The 18,453-nt window shown below is 67.5% G+C and carries 19 protein-coding genes; 6 read left to right on the forward strand and 13 right to left on the reverse strand.

From position 1 onward, the window contains the following. Positions 1 to 65: 65 nt before the first annotated feature. From IR212_RS13380 to IR212_RS13405, 6 genes are all read right to left on the reverse strand, one after another. A complete protein-coding gene (locus IR212_RS13380; RefSeq protein ID WP_194396379.1) occupies positions 66 to 1,619 on the reverse strand; it encodes a CoA-acylating methylmalonate-semialdehyde dehydrogenase in 1,554 nt (517 codons plus the stop codon). A gap of 34 nt (positions 1,620 to 1,653) precedes the next feature. After that, positions 1,654 to 2,571: a class I fructose-bisphosphate aldolase gene (locus tag IR212_RS13385; protein ID WP_420488602.1), complete on the reverse strand. Its 918-nt coding sequence runs from the start codon at positions 2,569 to 2,571 to the stop codon at positions 1,654 to 1,656. Then, on the reverse strand, positions 2,558 to 3,529 hold the full coding sequence (gene iolC / locus IR212_RS13390; protein ID WP_194396380.1) for a 5-dehydro-2-deoxygluconokinase: 972 nt from the start codon (positions 3,527 to 3,529) through the stop codon (positions 2,558 to 2,560). Before iolC ends, IR212_RS13385 begins: the two co-directional genes overlap by 14 nt. Positions 3,530 to 3,641: 112 nt before the next feature. Beyond that, complete coding sequence (locus tag IR212_RS13395; protein ID WP_194396381.1) at positions 3,642 to 4,442, reverse strand: ATP-binding cassette domain-containing protein; 801 nt, start codon at positions 4,440 to 4,442, stop codon at positions 3,642 to 3,644. 14 nt (positions 4,443 to 4,456) lie between these two features. After that, on the reverse strand, positions 4,457 to 5,545 hold the full coding sequence (locus tag IR212_RS13400; protein WP_194396382.1) for an ABC transporter permease: 1,089 nt from the start codon (positions 5,543 to 5,545) through the stop codon (positions 4,457 to 4,459). 78 nt (positions 5,546 to 5,623) lie between these two features. Beyond that, a complete protein-coding gene (locus IR212_RS13405; RefSeq protein WP_228479323.1) occupies positions 5,624 to 6,511 on the reverse strand; it encodes a substrate-binding domain-containing protein in 888 nt (295 codons plus the stop codon). Here IR212_RS13405 and IR212_RS17135 point away from each other — a divergent pair. The 5 genes from IR212_RS17135 (at position 6,495) to IR212_RS13425 (ending at position 11,024) form a co-directional block, all read left to right on the forward strand. Next, the gene (locus tag IR212_RS17135) at positions 6,495 to 6,740 is read left to right on the forward strand and encodes a hypothetical protein (protein WP_228479324.1); all 246 of its coding nucleotides are present in this window, start codon (positions 6,495 to 6,497) and stop codon (positions 6,738 to 6,740) included. The genes IR212_RS13405 and IR212_RS17135 overlap by 17 nt on opposite strands. A gap of 145 nt (positions 6,741 to 6,885) precedes the next feature. Next, entirely contained in the window at positions 6,886 to 7,932 is a 1,047-nt protein-coding gene (locus tag IR212_RS13410; RefSeq protein WP_194396384.1) for a Gfo/Idh/MocA family protein, read from the forward strand. Between the two features lie 100 nt (positions 7,933 to 8,032). Beyond that, entirely contained in the window at positions 8,033 to 9,244 is a 1,212-nt protein-coding gene (locus tag IR212_RS13415) for a Gfo/Idh/MocA family protein (RefSeq protein WP_194396385.1), read from the forward strand. Further along, positions 9,241 to 10,251, forward strand: a complete 1,011-nt coding sequence (locus IR212_RS13420; RefSeq protein WP_194396386.1) for a sugar phosphate isomerase/epimerase family protein — start codon at positions 9,241 to 9,243, stop codon at positions 10,249 to 10,251. Before IR212_RS13415 ends, IR212_RS13420 begins: the two co-directional genes overlap by 4 nt. Further along, positions 10,248 to 11,024: an SDR family NAD(P)-dependent oxidoreductase gene (locus tag IR212_RS13425; RefSeq protein ID WP_194396387.1), complete on the forward strand. Its 777-nt coding sequence runs from the start codon at positions 10,248 to 10,250 to the stop codon at positions 11,022 to 11,024. The genes IR212_RS13420 and IR212_RS13425 overlap by 4 nt, the downstream gene beginning before the upstream one ends. Positions 11,025 to 11,090: 66 nt before the next feature. Here the strand turns inward: IR212_RS13425 and IR212_RS13430 are convergent, their stop codons facing one another. The 7 genes from IR212_RS13430 to IR212_RS13460 form a co-directional block, all read right to left on the reverse strand. Further along, a complete protein-coding gene (locus IR212_RS13430) occupies positions 11,091 to 11,507 on the reverse strand; it encodes an acyl-CoA thioesterase (protein WP_194396388.1) in 417 nt (138 codons plus the stop codon). Next, a complete protein-coding gene (locus tag IR212_RS13435; RefSeq protein WP_194396389.1) occupies positions 11,504 to 12,595 on the reverse strand; it encodes a transaldolase family protein in 1,092 nt (363 codons plus the stop codon). Before IR212_RS13435 ends, IR212_RS13430 begins: the two co-directional genes overlap by 4 nt. A 136-nt stretch (positions 12,596 to 12,731) precedes the next feature. After that, on the reverse strand, positions 12,732 to 13,730 hold the full coding sequence (locus IR212_RS13440; protein ID WP_194396390.1) for a PDR/VanB family oxidoreductase: 999 nt from the start codon (positions 13,728 to 13,730) through the stop codon (positions 12,732 to 12,734). 25 nt (positions 13,731 to 13,755) lie between these two features. Continuing rightward, a complete protein-coding gene (locus tag IR212_RS13445; RefSeq protein WP_194396391.1) occupies positions 13,756 to 14,991 on the reverse strand; it encodes a cytochrome P450 in 1,236 nt (411 codons plus the stop codon). Between the two features lie 158 nt (positions 14,992 to 15,149). After that, entirely contained in the window at positions 15,150 to 16,052 is a 903-nt protein-coding gene (locus IR212_RS13450; RefSeq protein WP_194396392.1) for an NHL repeat-containing protein, read from the reverse strand. Positions 16,053 to 16,153: 101 nt separating this feature from the next. Next, positions 16,154 to 16,432, reverse strand: a complete 279-nt coding sequence (locus IR212_RS13455; RefSeq protein WP_194396393.1) for a DUF2470 domain-containing protein — start codon at positions 16,430 to 16,432, stop codon at positions 16,154 to 16,156. A 64-nt stretch (positions 16,433 to 16,496) separates the two neighbouring features. Next, positions 16,497 to 17,486, reverse strand: a complete 990-nt coding sequence (locus IR212_RS13460) for a LacI family DNA-binding transcriptional regulator (RefSeq protein ID WP_194396394.1) — start codon at positions 17,484 to 17,486, stop codon at positions 16,497 to 16,499. 154 nt (positions 17,487 to 17,640) lie between these two features. On the opposite strand from IR212_RS13460, the gene IR212_RS13465 reads away from it, so the two are divergent. After that, positions 17,641 to 18,402, forward strand: coding sequence for a GntR family transcriptional regulator (locus tag IR212_RS13465; RefSeq protein WP_194396395.1), 762 nt, complete (start codon positions 17,641 to 17,643; stop codon positions 18,400 to 18,402). Positions 18,403 to 18,453: the final 51 nt, after the last annotated feature.

Raw genomic sequence — 18,453 nt, forward strand, 5'->3', positions numbered from 1 at the left:
ATCGAGGGATGCCGCGGCCCCGATCGGCGTGGGGCCGCGGCATCCAGTCTTGTGTAGTTGCGGGGTCAGTTGTTCTGGGGGAAGCCGAGGTTGATGCCGCCGTGGGTGGCGGGGTCGAGCCAGCGGCTGGTGATGGCCTTCTCGCGGGTGAAGAAGTCGAAGCCGTGCACGCCGTAGGCTTTCGCGTCGCCGAACAGGGACTGCTTCCAGCCGCCGAAGGAGTGGTACGCGACGGGGACGGGGATGGGCACGTTGATGCCGATCATGCCGACCTGGACCTCGTTCTGGAACCGGCGGGCCGCTCCCCCGTCGTTGGTGAAGATCGCGGTGCCGTTGCCGAACTGGCCGGAGTTGATCAGGTCGAGACCCTCGTCGTAGCTGTTCACGCGGACGACGGAGAGGACGGGTCCGAAGATCTCCTCCGTGTACGCCTTGCTGGTGGTGGGGATGTCGTCGATCAGGGTGGGGCCGAAGAAGAACCCGTCCTCGTGACCGTCGACGGTGTAGCCGCGGCCGTCGACGACGATCTTCGCGCCATCGGCCTCGGCGATGTCGACGTAGGAGGCGACCTTGTCGCGGTGGATGTCGGTGATCAGCGGGCCCATGTCGGGCTCGACACCGTCGATGCCGGCGCCGTTGCCGATGCGGAGCTTGCCGATGCGGTCCTGGATCTTGACGATGAGGTCGTCGGCGACCGGCTCCACGGCCAGGACGACCGAGATGGCCATGCACCGTTCCCCGGCAGCACCGTACCCGGCGTTCACGGCCTGGTCGGCGACCAGGTCCAGGTCCGCGTCGGGGAGGACGAGCATGTGGTTCTTCGCGCCACCGAGCGCCTGCACCCGCTTGCCATGCTTGCTGGCGGTCTCGTAGATGTACTGCGCGATCGGCGTCGACCCCACGAACGAGATCGACTGCACGACCGGGGAGGTGAGCAGGCCGTCGACGGCGAGCTTGTCGCCCTGCAGCACCGTGAACACGCCGTCCGGGAGGCCGGCTTCTTTCCATGCCTCGGCGAGCCAGAGCGCGGCGGACGGGTCCTTCTCCGAGGGCTTGAGAACCACGGCGTTGCCGGCGGCGATTGCGATCGGCACGAACCACAACGGCACCATCACCGGGAAGTTGAACGGGCTGATCACCCCCACCACGCCGAGCGGCTGCTTCAGCGAGTACACGTCGATCCCGGTCGACGCGTTCTCACTGAACGCGCCCTTGATCAGGTGCGGGAACCCGGTCGCCAACTCGACCACTTCCTGACCGCGGAGGATCTCGCCCATCGCGTCCGAGACGACCTTGCCGTGCTCCGCCGTCACGATCTCCGCCAGCTCCCGCTTACGGGCGTTCAGGATCTCGCGGAAGCTGAAGAGGACGGTCTGGCGCTTCGCGATGGAGAACTTGCTCCACACCTGGTAGCCGCGCTCGGCGGACGCGATCGCCTCGTCGATCTCGGCCTGGTCGGCGAGGGCGACGCGAGCGCTCACGGCACCCGTGGCCGGGTTGTAGATCGGGGCGGTGCGGCCGCTGTTCGAGGCACGCTCCGCGCCGTCGATCCAGTGCGACACGATCGCGGTCTCGTCTGCGACGGGTGCCTCGATCTGGGCTTCGGTGATGTTGGTCATGGGTGTTCCTTCTTGTATGTCGGGCCGGGTGGGGTCAACGGCCGTGGACGAGGGAAGCGGCGGTGTCGACCGCACGCACGACGTTGCCGTCGTTGGGGTAGAGGAGTGTACGGCCGACGACGAGGCCGTGTACTCCGGGGAGCTCGAGGGCGGCTTCCCACGAAGCGAACGTCTCGTCCGGGTCGCCGTCGGCGTCGCCGCCGAGCAGCAGAGTCGGGAGCGTGGCGGCCTCCATGACGCGCGCCATGTCCTTCACGACCGGCAGCTTGAGCCAGCTGTAAGCCGAGCTGTTGCCCAGGCCTGCCGCAATAGCCACCGACGTGATGACGGCATCCGTAGAAAGGTCGTTGACGACGCGATCGTCCCGCCACTCGCTCATGAACGGCTCGAGCATGATCGGGATCTCGGAGCGAGCTGCCTCGCTGACGACGCGTGCGGTCTCCTCCAGCGTTCGAACCGTTGCGGTGTCGCTCAGGTTCACGCGAACCAGCAGTTTGCCGGCATCCAGGCGCGCGCCGACCAGCGAGGGGATGTCGTAGCCGGTGTACCGGTCATCCATCTCGAAGGCGGCGCCGCGCAGACCGCCGCGGTTCATGGAGCCCACCGCGACCTTGCCGTCGAGCACACCGAGGATCGCGAGATCCTCGAGGATGTCCGGCGTGCCCAGCACACCGTCGACGCCCGGACGGGACAACGCCAGCGCGAGGCGCCGCAGCAGGTCGTAGCGGCTGGCCATCGCCAGCGGATCGGTGCCGACGCCGAGCGCACCGCGTGCCGGGTGGTCGGCGGCCACGATGAACAGCCGGCCGTCCCCCTCGACGAGGGGTCGACGACGGCGGTCGGCGAAGATTTCGGGGATCGCACCGGGGGTGCGGAAGCGGATGTCGCGCACCCGCGCGAAGTCGGACTCGGCCACGACGGCGGGAGTCTCGGTGAGCTCAGGCGTGGACACCGGACACCTCCTCCAGGATCGCTTCGACCTCTTCGGTGGTCGGCATCGCCGTAGAGCACTCGCGCCGGGTGGCGACGAGCGCACCGGCGATGTTGGCGAAACGCAGCACGCGCTCGATCGACCAGCCCTGCAGCAGTCCATATGTAAGTGCGCCGCCGAAGCCGTCGCCGGCGCCGAGGCCGTTGACGACGTCGACCGGGTATGGGGCCACCTCGACGGTCTCGTCGCGAGTCTTGGCCAACACGCCCTTGGGGCCCTGCTTGACGATGGCGAGCTCGACGCCACGCTCGATCAGCGCGTCGGCGGCGCGGTGCGGGTCGGTCTCGCCGACGGCGACCTCGCACTCCTCGCGGTTGCCGACGGCGACCGTGACCTTCTCCAGCGCCTTCTCGACCTCACGGGTCGCAGCGGCAGGGGAAGACCAGAACATCGGTCGGTAGTCCAGGTCCAAGATCGTGAGCGGTGCACGACCGCGCGCTTCCCACGCGGTGTGGTGCGCGGTACGGCTCGGGTCGGCCGAGAGGCCTGTCACCGTCGCCCAGAACACCCGCGCGCGGGCGATCGAGTCAAGGTCGAGATTGGCGTTGGTGAGCACCAGGTCGGGCGCGATGGGCGCCCGGTAGAAGTAGAGCGGGAAATCATCCGGCGGAAAGATCTCGCAGAACGTGACCGGAGTGTTCAGACCCGCCGCCGTGCCGACGAAGCGGTCGTCGACGCCGAGCCGGCGCAGTTCCTTATGCGCGTATCGACCGAACGGGTCGTCGCCCGTGGCCGTGATGACGGCGGTGCGAAGACCGTGCTTCGCGGCCGCGACCGCGACGTTTGTGGCACTGCCGCCGAGGAACTTCCCGAACGTCTCGACATCCTCGAGCCCGACACCGTCCTGAAGCGGGTAGATGTCGATGCCGATGCGACCGATCGTCAGGACGTCGTAGCGGCTGTCATCGACTTCCGTCATCTCCATTACTTCCTTCGCTTCAAGTTTGTACTGACATACTAACATCTACCGTCGTAGATGCAAAGCCCGAGAGCGGGCCGCCCAGTGGCAGACCGGCGGCCCGCTCCGGGGTTCATGGCAGCTTGACGGGACCCGTCAGCTCGGCGAGTTCGGCCTCGAGCTCGGCCATCGCCTCCCCGCCGGCCATGAGGTCGGTGATCTGCTCACGGGTGCGCTCGCCCTTGCGGAAATCATCCGCCTTCTTGCCGTGGATGAGCACGGCGAAGCGGTCGCCGACCGCCATCGCGTGCATCACGTTGTGCGTCACGAAGACGACGGCGATGCCCTGCGCCCGCGCGTGCATGATCAGCCGGAGCACGTGAGTCGACTGCTTCACGCCGAGCGCAGACGTCGGCTCGTCGAGGATCAGCACCTTCGCGCCGAAGTACACGGCACGCGCGATCGCCAGCGACTGACGCTCGCCGCCCGACAGGCTGCCGGCGAGGCGGTTGCCATCGGTCACGCGCGTGATGCCGAGCTTCTGCATCTCGGTGACAGTGATCTCGCCGGCCGTCTTCTGGTCGAAGTAGCGGAACGGCCATATCCCTTTGACGGGTTCGCGCCCGACGAAGAAGTTGCGGGCAACCGACATGAGCGGAAAGGTGCCACCGTACTGGTGCACGGTCGCGATGCCCACTTCCGAGGCATCCTTCGGGCTTTCAAAGGCCATCGGCGCGCCGTTGACTTCGACGGTGCCGGTGGACGGCTTGTGCACGCCCGAGAGCACTTTGATGAGGGTCGACTTGCCAGCGCCGTTGTCCCCGAGGAGGCACAGCACTTCGCCCGGCTCGACCTCCAGCGAGATTCCTGCCAGTGCGGTATTGGTGCCGAAGGTCTTCGTGACTTGGTTGAGCTTGAGAATCGGAGTAGCCATTGCCGGAGTCCTTCCTACTTCTTCGCGGTCTTGGGCTTGCCCGGCCCCGCAGTGAGCGCGAGGCGACGGAAGGTGTTGTTCATGAGGACCGCGACCAGGAGCAGGACGCCGAGGATCAGCGACGCCCAGTCGGAGTTCCAGCCGGTGTAGTAGATGCCTTGGTTCACGATCGCGAAGGTCAGGCAGCCGAAGACGATGCCGACGACCGACCCATACCCGCCGGTGAGCAGCACACCACCGACGACGACGGCGATCACCGAGTTGAACACGAAGGCCTGGCCGACACCGGTCTGCGCGCCGCTGTAGAGCATGGTCTGAATGATGCCCACCAGCGAGGCCCCCAGGGCCGTCGAGATGAAGAGTGCGATCTTCACCCTCGGTACCGGGATGCCCGCAGCCCGGGCGCTCTGCGAATCACCGCCGATGGCGAACACCCAGTTCCCGTACTTGGTCGCCTGCAGGATCCACGCGACGACGAGCGCGATCACGATCGCCCAGATGATGGCAACCTCGAACTGGCCGGCGATCAAGGTGCCGAACAGCGCCTTGGAGATGGCATCCGGCGTCATCGGGATGTTCGTGCTGCCGGTGACCAGGCGTGCCACGCCGAGCGTGAGTCCCGCCAGCGCGAACTGCATGGCGAGCGTCACGATGAAGGACGGGACATTGGATCGAGAGACGATCCATCCGTTGACGAAGCCGACGAGCGCACCCACGACGAGGGCGGCGACGATGCCGACGATCACCGGCATTCCGAACGTACCCGCAACGAGTGCCAAAGTGATCGAGCTCGCAGCGACGACCGACCCCACCGAGAGATCAAACTCCCCGGAGATCATCAACAGGCCGACAGGAAGCGCGATGATCGCCAGCTCGGCGGCGATGTTCAACCATGAGGCCGTTCCGCCGGCGGACAGGAACTGCTGGCCGCCGAAGATCGAGAAGAAGATGAAGACGACCAGCGTGCCGGCGAAGGCGCCCGCCTCGGGGCGGTGGGTCAGGCGGCGCCAGGTCCACGGCTCCTTCTGGACACCGGTGATCTTGATGGGAGTGGTGGGCGGGCGGAGCAGATCCGCGCCCTGCGGTGAGACGTTCGTGCTCATGACTCTTTCCTGGTTCTGTGCTCGGGTCGCCTGCGGGGGCGCGGCGGGGCGCAGCGCGAGCCGCACCCCGCCGTCGCCTCAGCGAACGCCGTTCTTGGTTCCCTGGATGGCGAGGTCCACGTTGTCGGACGTGATCAGCGCGGGCCCGGTGAGGATGCGCTCCTCGGGCAGCTTGATGCCGTAAGCAGCCAGCTGGAAGGCGTTGGCGACCGCGTAATAGCCCTGCGCGAAGGGCTGCTGGTCGATCGTGAACAGTTGCGTGCCGTCCGCGATGCGATTGAGGACCGTCTCGGCCACATCGAAGCTGGCCAGCCCCACCTTCTCGGTCAGGCTGCCCTGCTCGAGCGCCGCCGCGGCACTGTCGGCGTCAGCGGTGCCGATAGTGATGACGACATCGACCGACGGGTCCTGCAGCAGCGCGCCCTTGATGGCCTCCTTGATGGCCGTCGGGTCGCCGAACTGGGTCGACGGAAGGTTGAGGTCAGTCACCTTCGTGCCGGACGCACCCTCGTGGATCCCCTCGCAGCGGGCGTCGACGTTGGCGACGCCCGGGAGCGTGTTGACACAGAGGATGTGCGCGTAGCCGTCGTCCTCGAGCTTCTTGCCGCCGGCGACACCCGCCTCATAGTCGTCGGTGCCGATGTAGATCTCTCCGCCGACGTCGCCGACAGTCTCCTGTCCGGCGTTGTAGATGATGACGGGGATGCCCGCGTCCGAGATCGCCTGGATGTTCGCGTTCTGGGCATCGGGAACCCAGTTCGGCAGCACGACGGCGTCCGGGTTCATAGCCTGCAGATTGCCGACGAGCTTCGCCGCGTCCGAGCTGAAGTTGTCGTAGTTCGGCATCGACACGAAGGTGACCTTGCCACCGGCCGCCTCCACGGACTTCGCGGCGGACTCCGCGCCGTTCTTCACTGTCGACCAGAAGAGGTCCGACGAGGCGCCGCCCATGACGGCGATCGTCACGCCATCGGCGCTTCCGTTGCTGGAACCGCCGGTGGCCGAAGAGTCGGGGCTTCCCGACGTGCATCCGGCGAGCGTCATTCCGACCGCGACGATGCCCGCGATCAGCGTGGCCGCAGCTGCACGGCGACGCAGACGAGAAGGCCGGGTGATGAGCTGCGTGGAATTCATCCTCGCGACTCCCTTCATTGTTGAGCCGCACGTTGCGGCGATCGACTTTGACCTGGGTTGATAGTGGACTATGTGCATACATACCGACAATGCGTTGAGTGCACCCGTTACCGAATCGTTACCATCAATCGTCGACGATGGCGCGGACGGACGGTTTGATGGACACCCGTATCCGGGCGCATCGCGTCCGGGCGGAAGGAGCGGACATGCGGGCGAGAATCGGGCTGGTCGGGTTCGGCGTGGGAGGGAGGCTGTTCCATGCCCCGTACATCGAAGCCTCCGCGGAATGCGAGCTGGCGGGCATCGTGGCCCGCTCCCCCGAGCGCGTGAGGCTCGCCGCGACGCACTGCCCCGGAGTGCCGGTCTACGGCTCGCTGGGTGAGCTGATCGACGCCGGAGTCGACGCGGTCACCATCACCACGCCGCCGCAGACCCGTCGCGAGCTCGTACTGGAGGCGGTCGAGCGCGGCGTCGCCGTCGTCGCGGACAAGCCGTTCGCCCTCTCCGCCGACGACGCGCTCACACTGATCTCCGCCGCACACGCCGCCGGCGTCCTGCTCAACGTCTTTCACAACCGCCGCTTCGACGCGGACATCGTCACCGCGCGCGGAGTGCTCGACTCGGGTGCACTCGGCGCGATCCAGCGGCTGGACCTGCGCTGCGACCAAGACGACCCCGACGCGCTCGATGACTCCCCCGACGGCGGACTTCTGCGCGATCTCGGCAGTCACGTCGTCGACCAGGCATTGAGCCTGCTCGGCCCCGCCCGCGCGGTCAGCGCCTCGCTCGACTGGGCGGACACTCCAGCCGGCCCGGTCGACACCGGGTACGTCCTGCACATCCATCACCGATCCGGAGCGCACTCTCATCTGTCGTCCACCAAACGCAGCCGCCTCTCGTCGCGCGAGTTGCGACTGATCGGAAGGAACGGCTCGTACATCTCGGATTACTCCGATGTGCAGTACGACGCAATCGTCCGCGGCGAACGCCCCGGCGCACAGCGTTCGTGGGGCGTCGAGGACGAATCGCGCTGGGGACGGATCCGCCTGCTCGACGGCACCGATCTGGCCGTGCCGTCCGCGCGCGGCGACTACACGACCTTCTACGATCGCTTCGCGCGAGCGTGGGCCACCGGCGATGCCGGTCCGGTTCCCGCCGAGCAGGGCCTCGCGGTACTGGAGGTCATCGACGCCGCGTTCCAGTCCTCCCGGGAGGGGGCAACCGTCGATGTCATCCCCAGTGAAACCAATTGACAGGACATACCGACAACCGTAGAGTTGCCGCTGGCGCCGCTTGGCGTCATCACCGCACCGGCGCTGTGAGGCGACGGCAGATCCTGTTCCAGGAGGACTGTTGACCACCAACGACATCGGAGTCGCCGTCATCGGCGCGGGCATGGCCGGCAAGGCACATGCCGCCGCCTATCGCTCGGCTCCCACTGTTTACGACACCACGCTGCCTCCGGTTCGCCTGGTCTCCATCGCCGACGTCTACGAGCCCCTCGCGGAATCGACGGCACGGCGCTTCGGCTTCACGCGCCACGACACGTCGTGGCAGGCGATCGTCGACGCCGACGACATCAACGTCGTCAGCGTGGTGGTCGCCAACGCGCTGCACCGCGAGATCGTCGAGGCGCTCCTCGCGGCAGGTAAGCACGTGCTGTGTGAGAAGCCGCTGTCCGATACCCTCGACGACGCGCGCGCCATGGTCGCCGCCGCTGACGCGGCCGACACCGTGGCCCGCATCGGGCTCACCTATCGCCGCTCGCCCGGGTTGGCGTTCATCCACGAACTCACGCAGTCCGGCGCGCTGGGCAACATCCTCAACGTGAGCGGCTCGTACTGGACCGAGTACGCCTGCAACCCAGAGTCTCCCATCTCGTGGCGTTACAAGGGACCCAACGGCTCCGGAGCCCTCGCCGACGTCGGCAGCCACCTCACCTACCTCGCCGAGTTCGTCGGCGGCGCCCAGTTCACCTCCGTGCGCGGTGGCACGCTCAGCACCGTCATTCCGACCCGGCCGAAGCCTCTCGGCGCGGTCGTCGGCCACGAAGGAGGCGCTGTCTCGGACGAGCGCGAGCCCGTCGAGAACGACGACGTCGCCGCTTTCTCGGGCCTGCTCGCCAACGGCGCGACCGCGACCCTGCAGGTCTCCCGGGTGGCGGCAGGTCACCCCAATTCGCTCAGCATCGAGGTCTTCGGCGACAAGGGGGCGGCTTCCTTCGACTTCCGGCACCCGGGCGAGATCCAGCTGTACCTCGCGGGGGAGTCGCCGGCGACAGCCGGATACCGCACCGTCATCCTCGGACCGCAGCAGCCGTACTGGAAGGGCGGGCTCGCGATGGACGCCCAGGGCGTCGGTGTCGGCCAGAACGATGGTTTCGTCTTCCAGGCACGCGCCTTCCTCGAAGAGGTGGCGGGCATCCCCGAGGCCGACTCGCTCCCCCGCAACGCCGACTTCGCGGACGGCCTGCGCAACATGCTGCTGCTCGACGCGGTCGCGCAGTCGGCCGCGGCCGGCGGCGCCACCGTCGAGGTGTCGCGCGAGACGGCGGGTGCCCGATGAAGCTCGGCCTGTACAACGCGGTCCTCCACGACCGCACGCTGCCCGAGGCGATCGAGGTCGTCGGCGGCCTGGGCCTGACCGGACTCGAAATCAACACCGGCGGCTTCCTGCCGGCGGTGCACGTGCCCACCTTCGATGACATCCTGGTCAGCGACACCGCTCGCGACGACTTCCTCGGGATCTTCGAGGGCACCGGCGTCGGCATCGCGGGGCTGAACTGCAACGGAAACCCGCTGCACCCCAACCCCGAGATCGGGCGCAAACACGCTGAGGACATCCGCCGCTCGATCCGTCTCGCCGAGCGGCTCGGCCAGCACCGGGTCGTGACGATGTCCGGATTGCCCGGCGGTGAGCCCACCGCGCAGTACCCGAACTGGATCGTCAACGCCTGGAACTCCGCCGCGCTCGACGTGCTGGACTACCAGTGGGCGCTCGTGGCCGACTTCTGGCGGGAGACGGATCGTCTCGCACGCGATCACGACGTCAAGGTGGCGCTCGAGCTGCACCCGCAGAACGTGGTGTTCAACAGCGCCGACGTGCACAAGCTCATCGATCTCACCGGGGCGACGAACGTCGGGGTCGAGCTCGATGCCTCGCACCTGTTCTGGCAGCAGATGGATCCGGTGGCGGTCGCCCAGCACCTCGGCGAACTGGTGTTTCACGCCGCGGCCAAGGACGTGCGTGTCAACCCGCAGTGGGCCGCACTCAACGGCGTGCTGGACAACAGCTTCCGCCGCCTGCGGTCCGACGAGCCGCGCACCAATCTGGGTGGCGACGAGTGGGCGAACGAGTGGCCGAAGAACTCGGCGTGGGACTTCGTCGCCCTCGGCAAGGGGCACGACGTCGCGTACTGGACGGAGTTCCTCCGCGCCCTGCACGACATCGACCCCGACATGATGGTCAACATCGAGCACGAGGACGTCGAACTCGGTCGCGTGGAAGGCGTCGCGGTCGCCGCGGAGGTCCTGAAGGCGGCGGATGCTGCGCTCCAGGGGTCTCTCGTATGACAGCGTGGGCGAGCTATCCGTATCAGGACCGAGTTGTGCTCGTCACCGGCGGCGGCACCGGGATCGGCCGCGCGATCGTGCGGTCGTTCCTGGAGCAGGGTGCCTCGGTCGCCGCGGTCGGCCGCACGCGCGCGGCGCTGGACGAGGCGGTGGCCGACTTCCCGGCCGAGCGCGTCCATGTGATCGTCGCCGACCTGGCCGAGTCCGCGGCACCCGCCGACGCGGTGGCCGAGACGGTCGCCCGGTTCGGCCGCCTCGACGTCGTCGTGGCGAGCGCAGGGACGAGCGAGGGCAGCGACATCCACGATCTCGACATCGCGGTGTGGGAGCGGCAGCGCGCCATCAACCTCGACTCGGTGATCGCGCTGGCCGCGGCGAGCGTTCCGCACCTGACGCAGACGGCGGGCAATCTGCTCGCCATCTCGTCGATCGCGGGTCTGCGCGGCGACTGGGGCATGTTCGCCTACAACGCCACGAAGGCCGCGGTGAATGTCATGATGCAGGCCCTCGCGCTGGACCTCGGCGCCGTCGGTGTGCGCGTGAACGCACTCGCGCCGGGGTTCACGGCCTCGCGGCTCACGCAGGAGCGCCTGGACGACCCGGAGTTCAGGGAGCGCCTGCTCGATCGCGTGGCGATCGGGAGGGTTGCCGACCCGGAGGACATCGCGAAGGTGGCGCTGTTCCTGTGCAGCCCGGACGCCGGGTACATGACGGGCGCCATCGTGCCGGTCGACGGCGGTGTGAGCGCGTCCTCGGGGACGCCGCGCAGCTGAGAGAGCGCACGACAGAGGGGGCCGGCACCCGCCGGCCCCCTCTGTCGTGCGTCGGATGGGTGAGACCTAACCGTACGGAAGCCGGTCGCGGTCGTACGTGATGGTCCGATAGCCGTGAGGAACCGGCGTACCGGCCTCGTCGATCCCCACGAAGACGATCTTGTCGATCGCGAGGATCGGCGCGCGCGTGACCATGTTGCGCACCTCGGCGCGCATCGTCAGTGAGGTACGCCCGAAGGAGACCGCGCGGATTCCGAGCTCGATCAGATCCCCCTGGCGGGCGGAGCTCACGAAGTCGATCTCCGACATGTACTTCGTCACCGCGCGCGGGTTGCCGAGCTGCAGGATCGCGTAGATCGCCGCCTCCTCGTCGATCCAGCGCAGCAGGCTGCCGCCGAAGAGCGTGCCGTGCGCATTGAGGTCTTCCGGCCGCACCCAGCGGCGCGACCGGAAGGTCACCTCGTCGACAGATTCCGCGCTCACGCCGGCGGGAGAAGGATGTCGCGCACGACGTGGTCGAGCTGTTCGTCGGCTTCGAGGAACTGACGCAGTGTGCGCACTGTGGCGCCGAACGTGTCGAACTCCGCCGGGGTCAGACCGTCCACCTCGTAGGCACGACGGAACTCGGGCACCCGCTCGAGAAGGGTGTCGAGGATGTGCGCGGGAACCGGCACATCGATGCGCGACTCGACGGGCAGCAGGTTGTCGTTGATGCGCACCTGCCAGTCGAAAGGGGGCGAGACCACCAGGTTGCCGCCCTGCAGCTCCGACCAGTGCATGTGGTTGCGGAAGGCGGCCGACAGCAGGCGCGAGCGGAACCCCCGAGCGACGAACTCGTGGTACGCCTTCTTGAGCGCGGCGACACCCGCCCATTCCAGATAGCCCGGGTCGATGAGGACTCGCTGGCGCACGACGGATGCCTTGACCCAGTCGTCGAGCCGGCCCCCCATGAGCGTGACGACCGAGCCCATCTCGCCCGTGACGAGTCCGTCGGCGGCGCGGCGATCGAGACCGCGCTCGATGGCTTCGGCCGCGGCGACTGCCTGAGCGACCGTGAACGAGACGGTGACGTTGATGCTGACGCCCCGGTAGGTGGCCTCTTCGATGGCGACGAGCCCCACCGAGGTCGCGGGGATCTTCACGATGATGTTCGGCGCGAGGCTACTGAAGCGCACCGCCTGCTCGACGAGCGCCTCGGCGTCGCGGTGCAGGCGCGGGTCGGTCTGGATCGACAGTCGACCGTCCCTTCCACCCGAGGCCTCGAAGGCGGGCTCGAGCAGCCGCGCCGCAGCGATGGAGAGCTCCTCGACGACCTTCCAGCCCAGGAACGACTCGCCTGCCGTCGGGTACTCCTGCGCGAGTTCAGCGATCCGCGGATGCCATTCGTCGAGGTGCGCGCGGACGGCGGCGAGGGCGATCACCGGATTGCAGGTCGCGCCCACCGCGCCGAACGCGATCGACTGTTCGAGCTCGACGGGATCCGCCGAGTCGTTCCACAGCACGGTCGGGAAGCGATTGGCCGCGTCGGCGAGCGGGGCGGTGGGCGTGCTGGTGTCGAGCGTTCTGCTCACGATTCCTCCACAACTTTGTCAGGACATTACATCGTTAGTATCTCATGATTTTGTCGTGGTTCAAAGGTTTCGCCCGCAAAGAAAGCGGCGACCGCGGGGCTCCCCCCGCGGTCGCCGCGTGTGCTCGGCTGGTCGCTCAGAGATCGAGCACGAGCAGTGGGCATGCCGCCCGCGAGACGCACACCATCATGCAGTCGTTGCGCCCCTGCTCCTCCTTGGTCAGGACCGAGTCCCGGTGGTCGACCTCGCCCTCCAGCACCGGCGTCTCGCACGTGCCGCAGGTTCCCTCGCCGCACGACGACAGGATGTGGATGCCGGCCTCGCCGAGAGTTTCGAGCACACTCTTGTCGGCGGGGACCGTGATCCGCTCGCCCGTGCTCGAGATCTCGACATCGAACGCCACGTCGGCGGCCCGCTCCACCACCTTCGGCGCGAACCGCTCGAGATGCAGGGCGCCCGTCGGCCAGGTGGCATCGCAGATCGTCTCCACCGCCGCCAGGAGCGGCTCCGGTCCGCAGGTGTACACCACGGTGTCGGCATCGGGGCCACCCAGCACCTCGGGCAGGTTGATGATGCCGTGGGTGTCTTGAGGCCACAGCGATACACGCTCGCCGAACGCCGCGAACTCCTCGCGCAATGCCATCGAGTCGAGCGTGCGGCCTCCGTACACGAGCTTCCATGGCTTGCCTCTGCGCTCGACCTCGCGCGCCATCGCCGCGATCGGCGTGATCCCGATACCGCCGGCGATGAACAGATACGAGTCGGCGTCGACCAGCGCGAAGTGGTTGCGCGGCCCTCGGATCGTCAACCGGTCGCCGACATGCACGGAATCGTGCACGTACCGCGAACCGCCGCGACTCGCCGGGGCGTTGAGCACGCCGATCGTCAATGAGGAGCGGTCTGCGGGATCGCCGCACAGCGAGTACTGACGGACGATGCCGTTGCCGAGCTCGACGTCGATATGAGCGCCGGGCTGCCATGCGGGCATCTCGCCTCCGTCCACCGCGGCGAAGGTGATGAAGACGACGTCGGCGGCAGCATCCGTCCGCGCCAGGACGACCGCGTCGATCACCGCCTCCTCCTCGATCGCCTCGGCGGGGGCGTGCTCGGTCAGCACTCCAGTGTGATTCGACATGATGTGGTTCTCCTTCTCTGCGCGGTCAGGCGAAGCGCACCGGCACGCTGTCGAACACGTAGGCGTTCGGCGTGGTGATATAGCGATGCGGCTCACCGGCCAATTCGAAGATGGACTTGCGGGCGACGAGCTGTTCGAGGGCGACGGTGGTCTCGAGGCGGGCAAGCGGGTTGCCGAGGCATCCGTGCAGGCCCTCGCCGAATCCGAGGTGCGGCTTGGGCGTGCGGAGGATGTCGAACTTCTCGGCGTCCTCGAACACCGTCTCGTCACGGTTGGCCGAGCCAAGGATGAGGAAGACGCGCTTGCCCTCGGGGATCTCGACGCCGTCGAACTCGACGGGCCGCACGGTGGTGCGCGCGGTGACCTGGAAGATCGTGCGGTAGCGCAGGGATTCCTCCACAGCGCGAGGGATGAGCTTCGGGTCGTCGTGAAGCGCCCGCTGTTGCTCGGGGTGGCGGCCGAGCTGCTCGAACAGCGTCGACATCGTGCCGGCGGTCGTCTCAACGCCACCGAGGTACATGGCGAAGGCCAGGCCCGTTGCTTCGGCGGCGAAGTCGATCTCGTCGCCGGCGATCGGCACGCCGTCGATCTCGGCCTGCACGATCGCGGTCAGCACGTCCTCGCGGGGATTCGCTCGACGCTCGCGAAGCAGGTGCGCCAGGTACTCGCGCAGCTCCTGCGACGACTCCCTGGCCCAGGGCGTGAGCTCTTGCGATCCGATCTCGCGGTGCTTGATGCCGTGCGTCCACTGCACGAACTTCTCGCGTATCTCACCCTCGGGCATGCCCAGGAAGTTGTAGAACACCTCGAACGGGATCGGCCACGCGAAGTCCGCGGAGATGTCGATCTCGCGCCTGTCGCCGAAGGAGTCGATCAGGGTGTCGCACACCTGACGCACCTCGTCCGTCAAAGCCCGGATGCTGCGCGGCATGAACGACCGCTGCACAGCGGCGCGCAGCTGATCATGCCGCGGATTGTCGATGTTGGGCAGCATGCCGGGGAAGCTGCTCTGCTCCTGCTCGAAGTCGTCGATGTCGACGCCCTGGAAGTTGAGCAGGTCTTCATGGTTCTTGAGGGCTGCCCGCACATCGGCGAACCGGCTCAGCGCGTAGAAGTCCCACTTCTCGTTGTAGTAGACCGGGGCCTCGCGACGGAGTCGCTCGTACGAGGCGAAGGGGTCCGCCTGGAACTCCGCGGTGAACGGGTCGTAGATCGGGTCGTACTCGGCCTCGACGTACGGCTTCTCGATGCTCATCGCCATCGACGTCACTTCCTTCTTCGGAACAGTATTGGCGCGCGCCAACATCAGAACAGTAGCGCGCGCCAACATCCGCGTCAAGCACGTCGCGATCTCCCCCGCGACAGCAGTGCGCCCGACCGCCGGAGCGGTCGGGCGCACGGGGTCCGAGTCGGTCGATGCTATGGAGTCACACGCACGAGACGCCCGCCGATGAGCCACTCGGTGAGCACGAGATCCCCTTCGTGAGCGGCGATGCCGTGCGGGCTGTTGAAGGTGGCAGGCACGAGATCCGGTGCGAAAAGCGCCTCGCCGTCCTCGCCCAGTCGGTTCGGCCAACCGGCCCCCTCGTGCGAGCGGACACGCCGCGGTTCGAGGCGCCGCACGAAGCTGTCCTCGCGGTCGAACTGGGCGACCCCGCCGAACAGCTCGGTGACGAACAGGTCCTCGCCGAGCAGCGCGAAAGAGGACGGACTGTCGAGCTGGTCTTCGCCGAAGACCGAGACCGCGCGGCCGTCCTGGTCCAGGACGACGATGCGATGGTTCGACCGATCCGCGACGAGGGCGCGCAGTTCGTCTCCGCGTCGGCGCAGGACGATGCCGTGCGGACATGAGAACCTCGCGCCGGTCTCGGAGCCGTCGTACGTGCCGAGCAGCGTGCCATCAGACGCGTAGCGGTGCACGAGGTCAGCGCCGTACCCGTCGGCCACCCACACCTCGTCAGTGCCGCCCTGTCCGCGGTCCACATCGATCGACGTCGGCCGCCAGCACGCCTCGCTGTAGACCGGCAGGTCCGGCTGGGCGAGTTCGACCACGATCCGGCCGTCGGCCACGGCGAGCAGCACCGCACGCCCCTGCTTCCATTCCGCCTCGTAGTGCGCGTCCTCTCCGGGCAGCATCCGGTACCCCGGGTCGGCGACGGCGAGCACGCCGTCATCTGAGGTTCGGGCAATCCCGTGAAGCTCGGTGAGAGCCGTGGGCACCTCACGGGTGGCCCCCTCGGGGTCGATCACGAGAAGGGCACGACCTTGCGGGTGCGCACAGTAGATCGTTCCGTCGGGGGTGATGGCGATGCCGGAGTGCATCCAGCCGTCCGAACGCGGTAGACGGTCGCTGAGGTCCTGCCAGCGGGAAATGGGGGCGACGTCACGCGTCATATCTCTCCTCGAATGAGTCTGCGGCCCGATCAGGACCGACCGAACCGCGCCTCCTCCTGCATCTCCTGCAGGTGGCGTCGGATGTCTTCGCGAGCGCTGAGTGGCGCGGGCCACGGGATGTCGACGTCCTGGCGCGCGCCGCCGGCGTCGATGACGGCCAGCGTCAGGACAGCGCCGGACATGCCCACGATCCTGGCCGACCGAGCGGAAGCGCCGTGCGCCACGGCAATCTCGGCGAGGGCGTCCTGGTGGGTCTCATTCATGTAGTCGGCGATGAACGCCACGACGTCGTCGGGAGGTTCGAACACGATCTGCTCCAGGTCTTCGGTCGCGGACCCGACGATAGTAGCGCGCGCTAAGGGTTGGCGCCACTCAAGAAGCGGGCACCAGGAACCGGCTCGAGGAGGTCCGCACCACAAGCCGGGGCGTCACGGTCTCCACGACGGCCGGACGGTCCGGGTCGTCGATCCGCTCGAGGAGCAGCGTCGCCGCCTGCGAAGCGATCGTCCTCGCGTGCTGGTCGACCGAGGTCAGCCCGACGCCGGGATAGCCCGCGGCGCGGGTGTTGTCATAGCCGACCACTGCGAGATCTTCCGGCACACGGATCCGCTCGCGATGAGCGCATGCGAGCACGCCGAAAGCGGCGGCATCGTTGTAGCACACCACGGCCGTCGGAAGTCGGTCGGCGCGGCGCATCGCCAGCAGCGCCTTCGTACCGCCGGACTCGGTGGCATCCGCCTGCTCGAACCTCGCCGGATGTCCCGCCGCCTCCATTGCCGCGCGATAGCCGGCCGCGCGCGCTGCGCCCTGGCGCGTCTCGGGACCGGTCAGGAAGGCGATGTCGCGATGTCCCTGGCTCAGAAGGTGATCTGTCGCGGCGCGCGCCCCCGCGAAGTCGTCACCGTGCACCGCGTCCACGTGCGGAAGGCCGGTCGCCTCGCCCAGCGTCACGGCCGGGGTACCCGCGAGCACACGTCCGAGATCGTCACTGCCTGCGACGTGGGTGGCGATCAGAATGCCGTCCACCCGCAGGCCGACCAGCGATTCCAGGCCGGTGACGCCACGCTCGTCTCGCCGGGGCCCGGTCGCGAGCAGCAGCTGATAGCCTGCCGGCTCCACCACATCGGCGACGCCGTCCGTGAAGTCCGCATACACCTGGTTGTGAATGTCGAGCACAGCGAGGCCTATCGAGTAGGTGCGCCGCCCTGCCAGACTGGCGGCGAGGTTGTTGCGCCGGTATCCGAGCCGCTCGGCCGCATCCAGCACGAGAGCGCGCTTCTCCGGGGCGACATACCCGACATCGCGAATGACGAGCGAGACGAGCTGTCGCGACACACCCGCCTCCCGCGCGACGTCCGTCATGGTCACCGTTCGCCGCACGTTAGCGCCTTCCATACCCGAAACCTAACCCAGGCCACTCTCGCGATCGATCGACGCGCCCGCACAGCGACCTGACATAGTAGTATCTCTATACTATTGTCAAGACAATAGGAAATATGACGAACGGGGCGACGGCATGGCTCAAGAGGAGCATCTGCTCCCCACTGATTTCTTCCTCAAGGTGGACCGCTCCAGCCCGGTGCCGCTCTACTACCAGATTGCGACCGTCTTGGAGGAGGCGATACACGACGGACGACTACCCGCGGGCGCAAGGCTCGAGAACGAGATCTCCGTCGGCCAGCGTTTCGGGTTCTCGCGGCCGACCGTGCGACGTGCGATACAGGAACTCGTCGACAAGGGGCTCTTCGTGCGTCGACGGGGCATCGGCACTCAGGTCGTGCATGGCCAGATCAGCCGCAAGGTCGAGTTGACCAGCCTGTATGAGGACCTCAGCCAAAGCAACCAAAAGCCGACGACTCGCGTCATCCGATACGAGGTCGCGCAAGCGGACGAAGCCACCGCCGATGCGCTCGGCGTTCCCGTCGGCGACAAGGTTCTGCATGTCACTCGCCTTCGTTCGGCCGACGGCGTTCCCATCGCCGTCCTGGACAACACTCTGCCGCGCGACTTCACCGATTTCACTGCCGAACAGCTCGAGCAATTCGGGCTCTACCAGCTGATGCGTAACCGCGGCGTCACGATGCGGGTCGCGAAGCAGCGCATCAGCGCTCGTTCCGCTACTTCTCTCGAAAGCGAACTGCTGGGTATACCTCACGGTGGCGCAGTGCTGACGATGTCGCGGACGGCCTTCGATAACTCGGGACGGGCAGTGGAGTTCGGGCAGCATTGCTACTCACCCGAGAGCTACTCGTTCGAGATGACGCTCGTCGACAAGTAGTCGGACGGGGTCTATCCCACGCGAGGATTCACATCCGGGTCGCTCACCTTG

Source organism: Microbacterium atlanticum (assembly GCF_015277815.1).
Classification (GTDB): domain Bacteria; phylum Actinomycetota; class Actinomycetes; order Actinomycetales; family Microbacteriaceae; genus Microbacterium; species Microbacterium atlanticum.

Bases quoted from the DNA above. Each gene is read 5' to 3' on its own strand.
- IR212_RS13440 (WP_194396390.1), bottom strand. From the start codon at position 13,730: ATGTCGAATCACACTGGAGTGCTGACCGAGCACGCCCCCGCCGAGGCG.
- IR212_RS13460 (WP_194396394.1), bottom strand. From the start codon at position 17,486: ATGACGGACGTCGCGCGGGAGGCGGGTGTGTCGCGACAGCTCGTCTCG.
- IR212_RS17135 (WP_228479324.1), top strand. From the start codon at position 6,495: ATGACGGCGATCGTCACGCCATCGGCGCTTCCGTTGCTGGAACCGCCG.
- IR212_RS13450 (WP_194396392.1), bottom strand. From the start codon at position 16,052: ATGCACTCCGGCATCGCCATCACCCCCGACGGAACGATCTACTGTGCG.
- IR212_RS13400 (WP_194396382.1), bottom strand. From the start codon at position 5,545: ATGAGCACGAACGTCTCACCGCAGGGCGCGGATCTGCTCCGCCCGCCC.
- IR212_RS13380 (WP_194396379.1), bottom strand. From the start codon at position 1,619: ATGACCAACATCACCGAAGCCCAGATCGAGGCACCCGTCGCAGACGAG.
- IR212_RS13420 (WP_194396386.1), top strand. From the start codon at position 9,241: ATGAAGCTCGGCCTGTACAACGCGGTCCTCCACGACCGCACGCTGCCC.
- IR212_RS13425 (WP_194396387.1), top strand. From the start codon at position 10,248: ATGACAGCGTGGGCGAGCTATCCGTATCAGGACCGAGTTGTGCTCGTC.
- IR212_RS13395 (WP_194396381.1), bottom strand. From the start codon at position 4,442: ATGGCTACTCCGATTCTCAAGCTCAACCAAGTCACGAAGACCTTCGGC.
- IR212_RS13410 (WP_194396384.1), top strand. From the start codon at position 6,886: ATGCGGGCGAGAATCGGGCTGGTCGGGTTCGGCGTGGGAGGGAGGCTG.
- IR212_RS13465 (WP_194396395.1), top strand. From the start codon at position 17,641: ATGGCTCAAGAGGAGCATCTGCTCCCCACTGATTTCTTCCTCAAGGTG.
- IR212_RS13445 (WP_194396391.1), bottom strand. From the start codon at position 14,991: ATGGCGATGAGCATCGAGAAGCCGTACGTCGAGGCCGAGTACGACCCG.
- iolC (WP_194396380.1), bottom strand. From the start codon at position 3,529: ATGACGGAAGTCGATGACAGCCGCTACGACGTCCTGACGATCGGTCGC.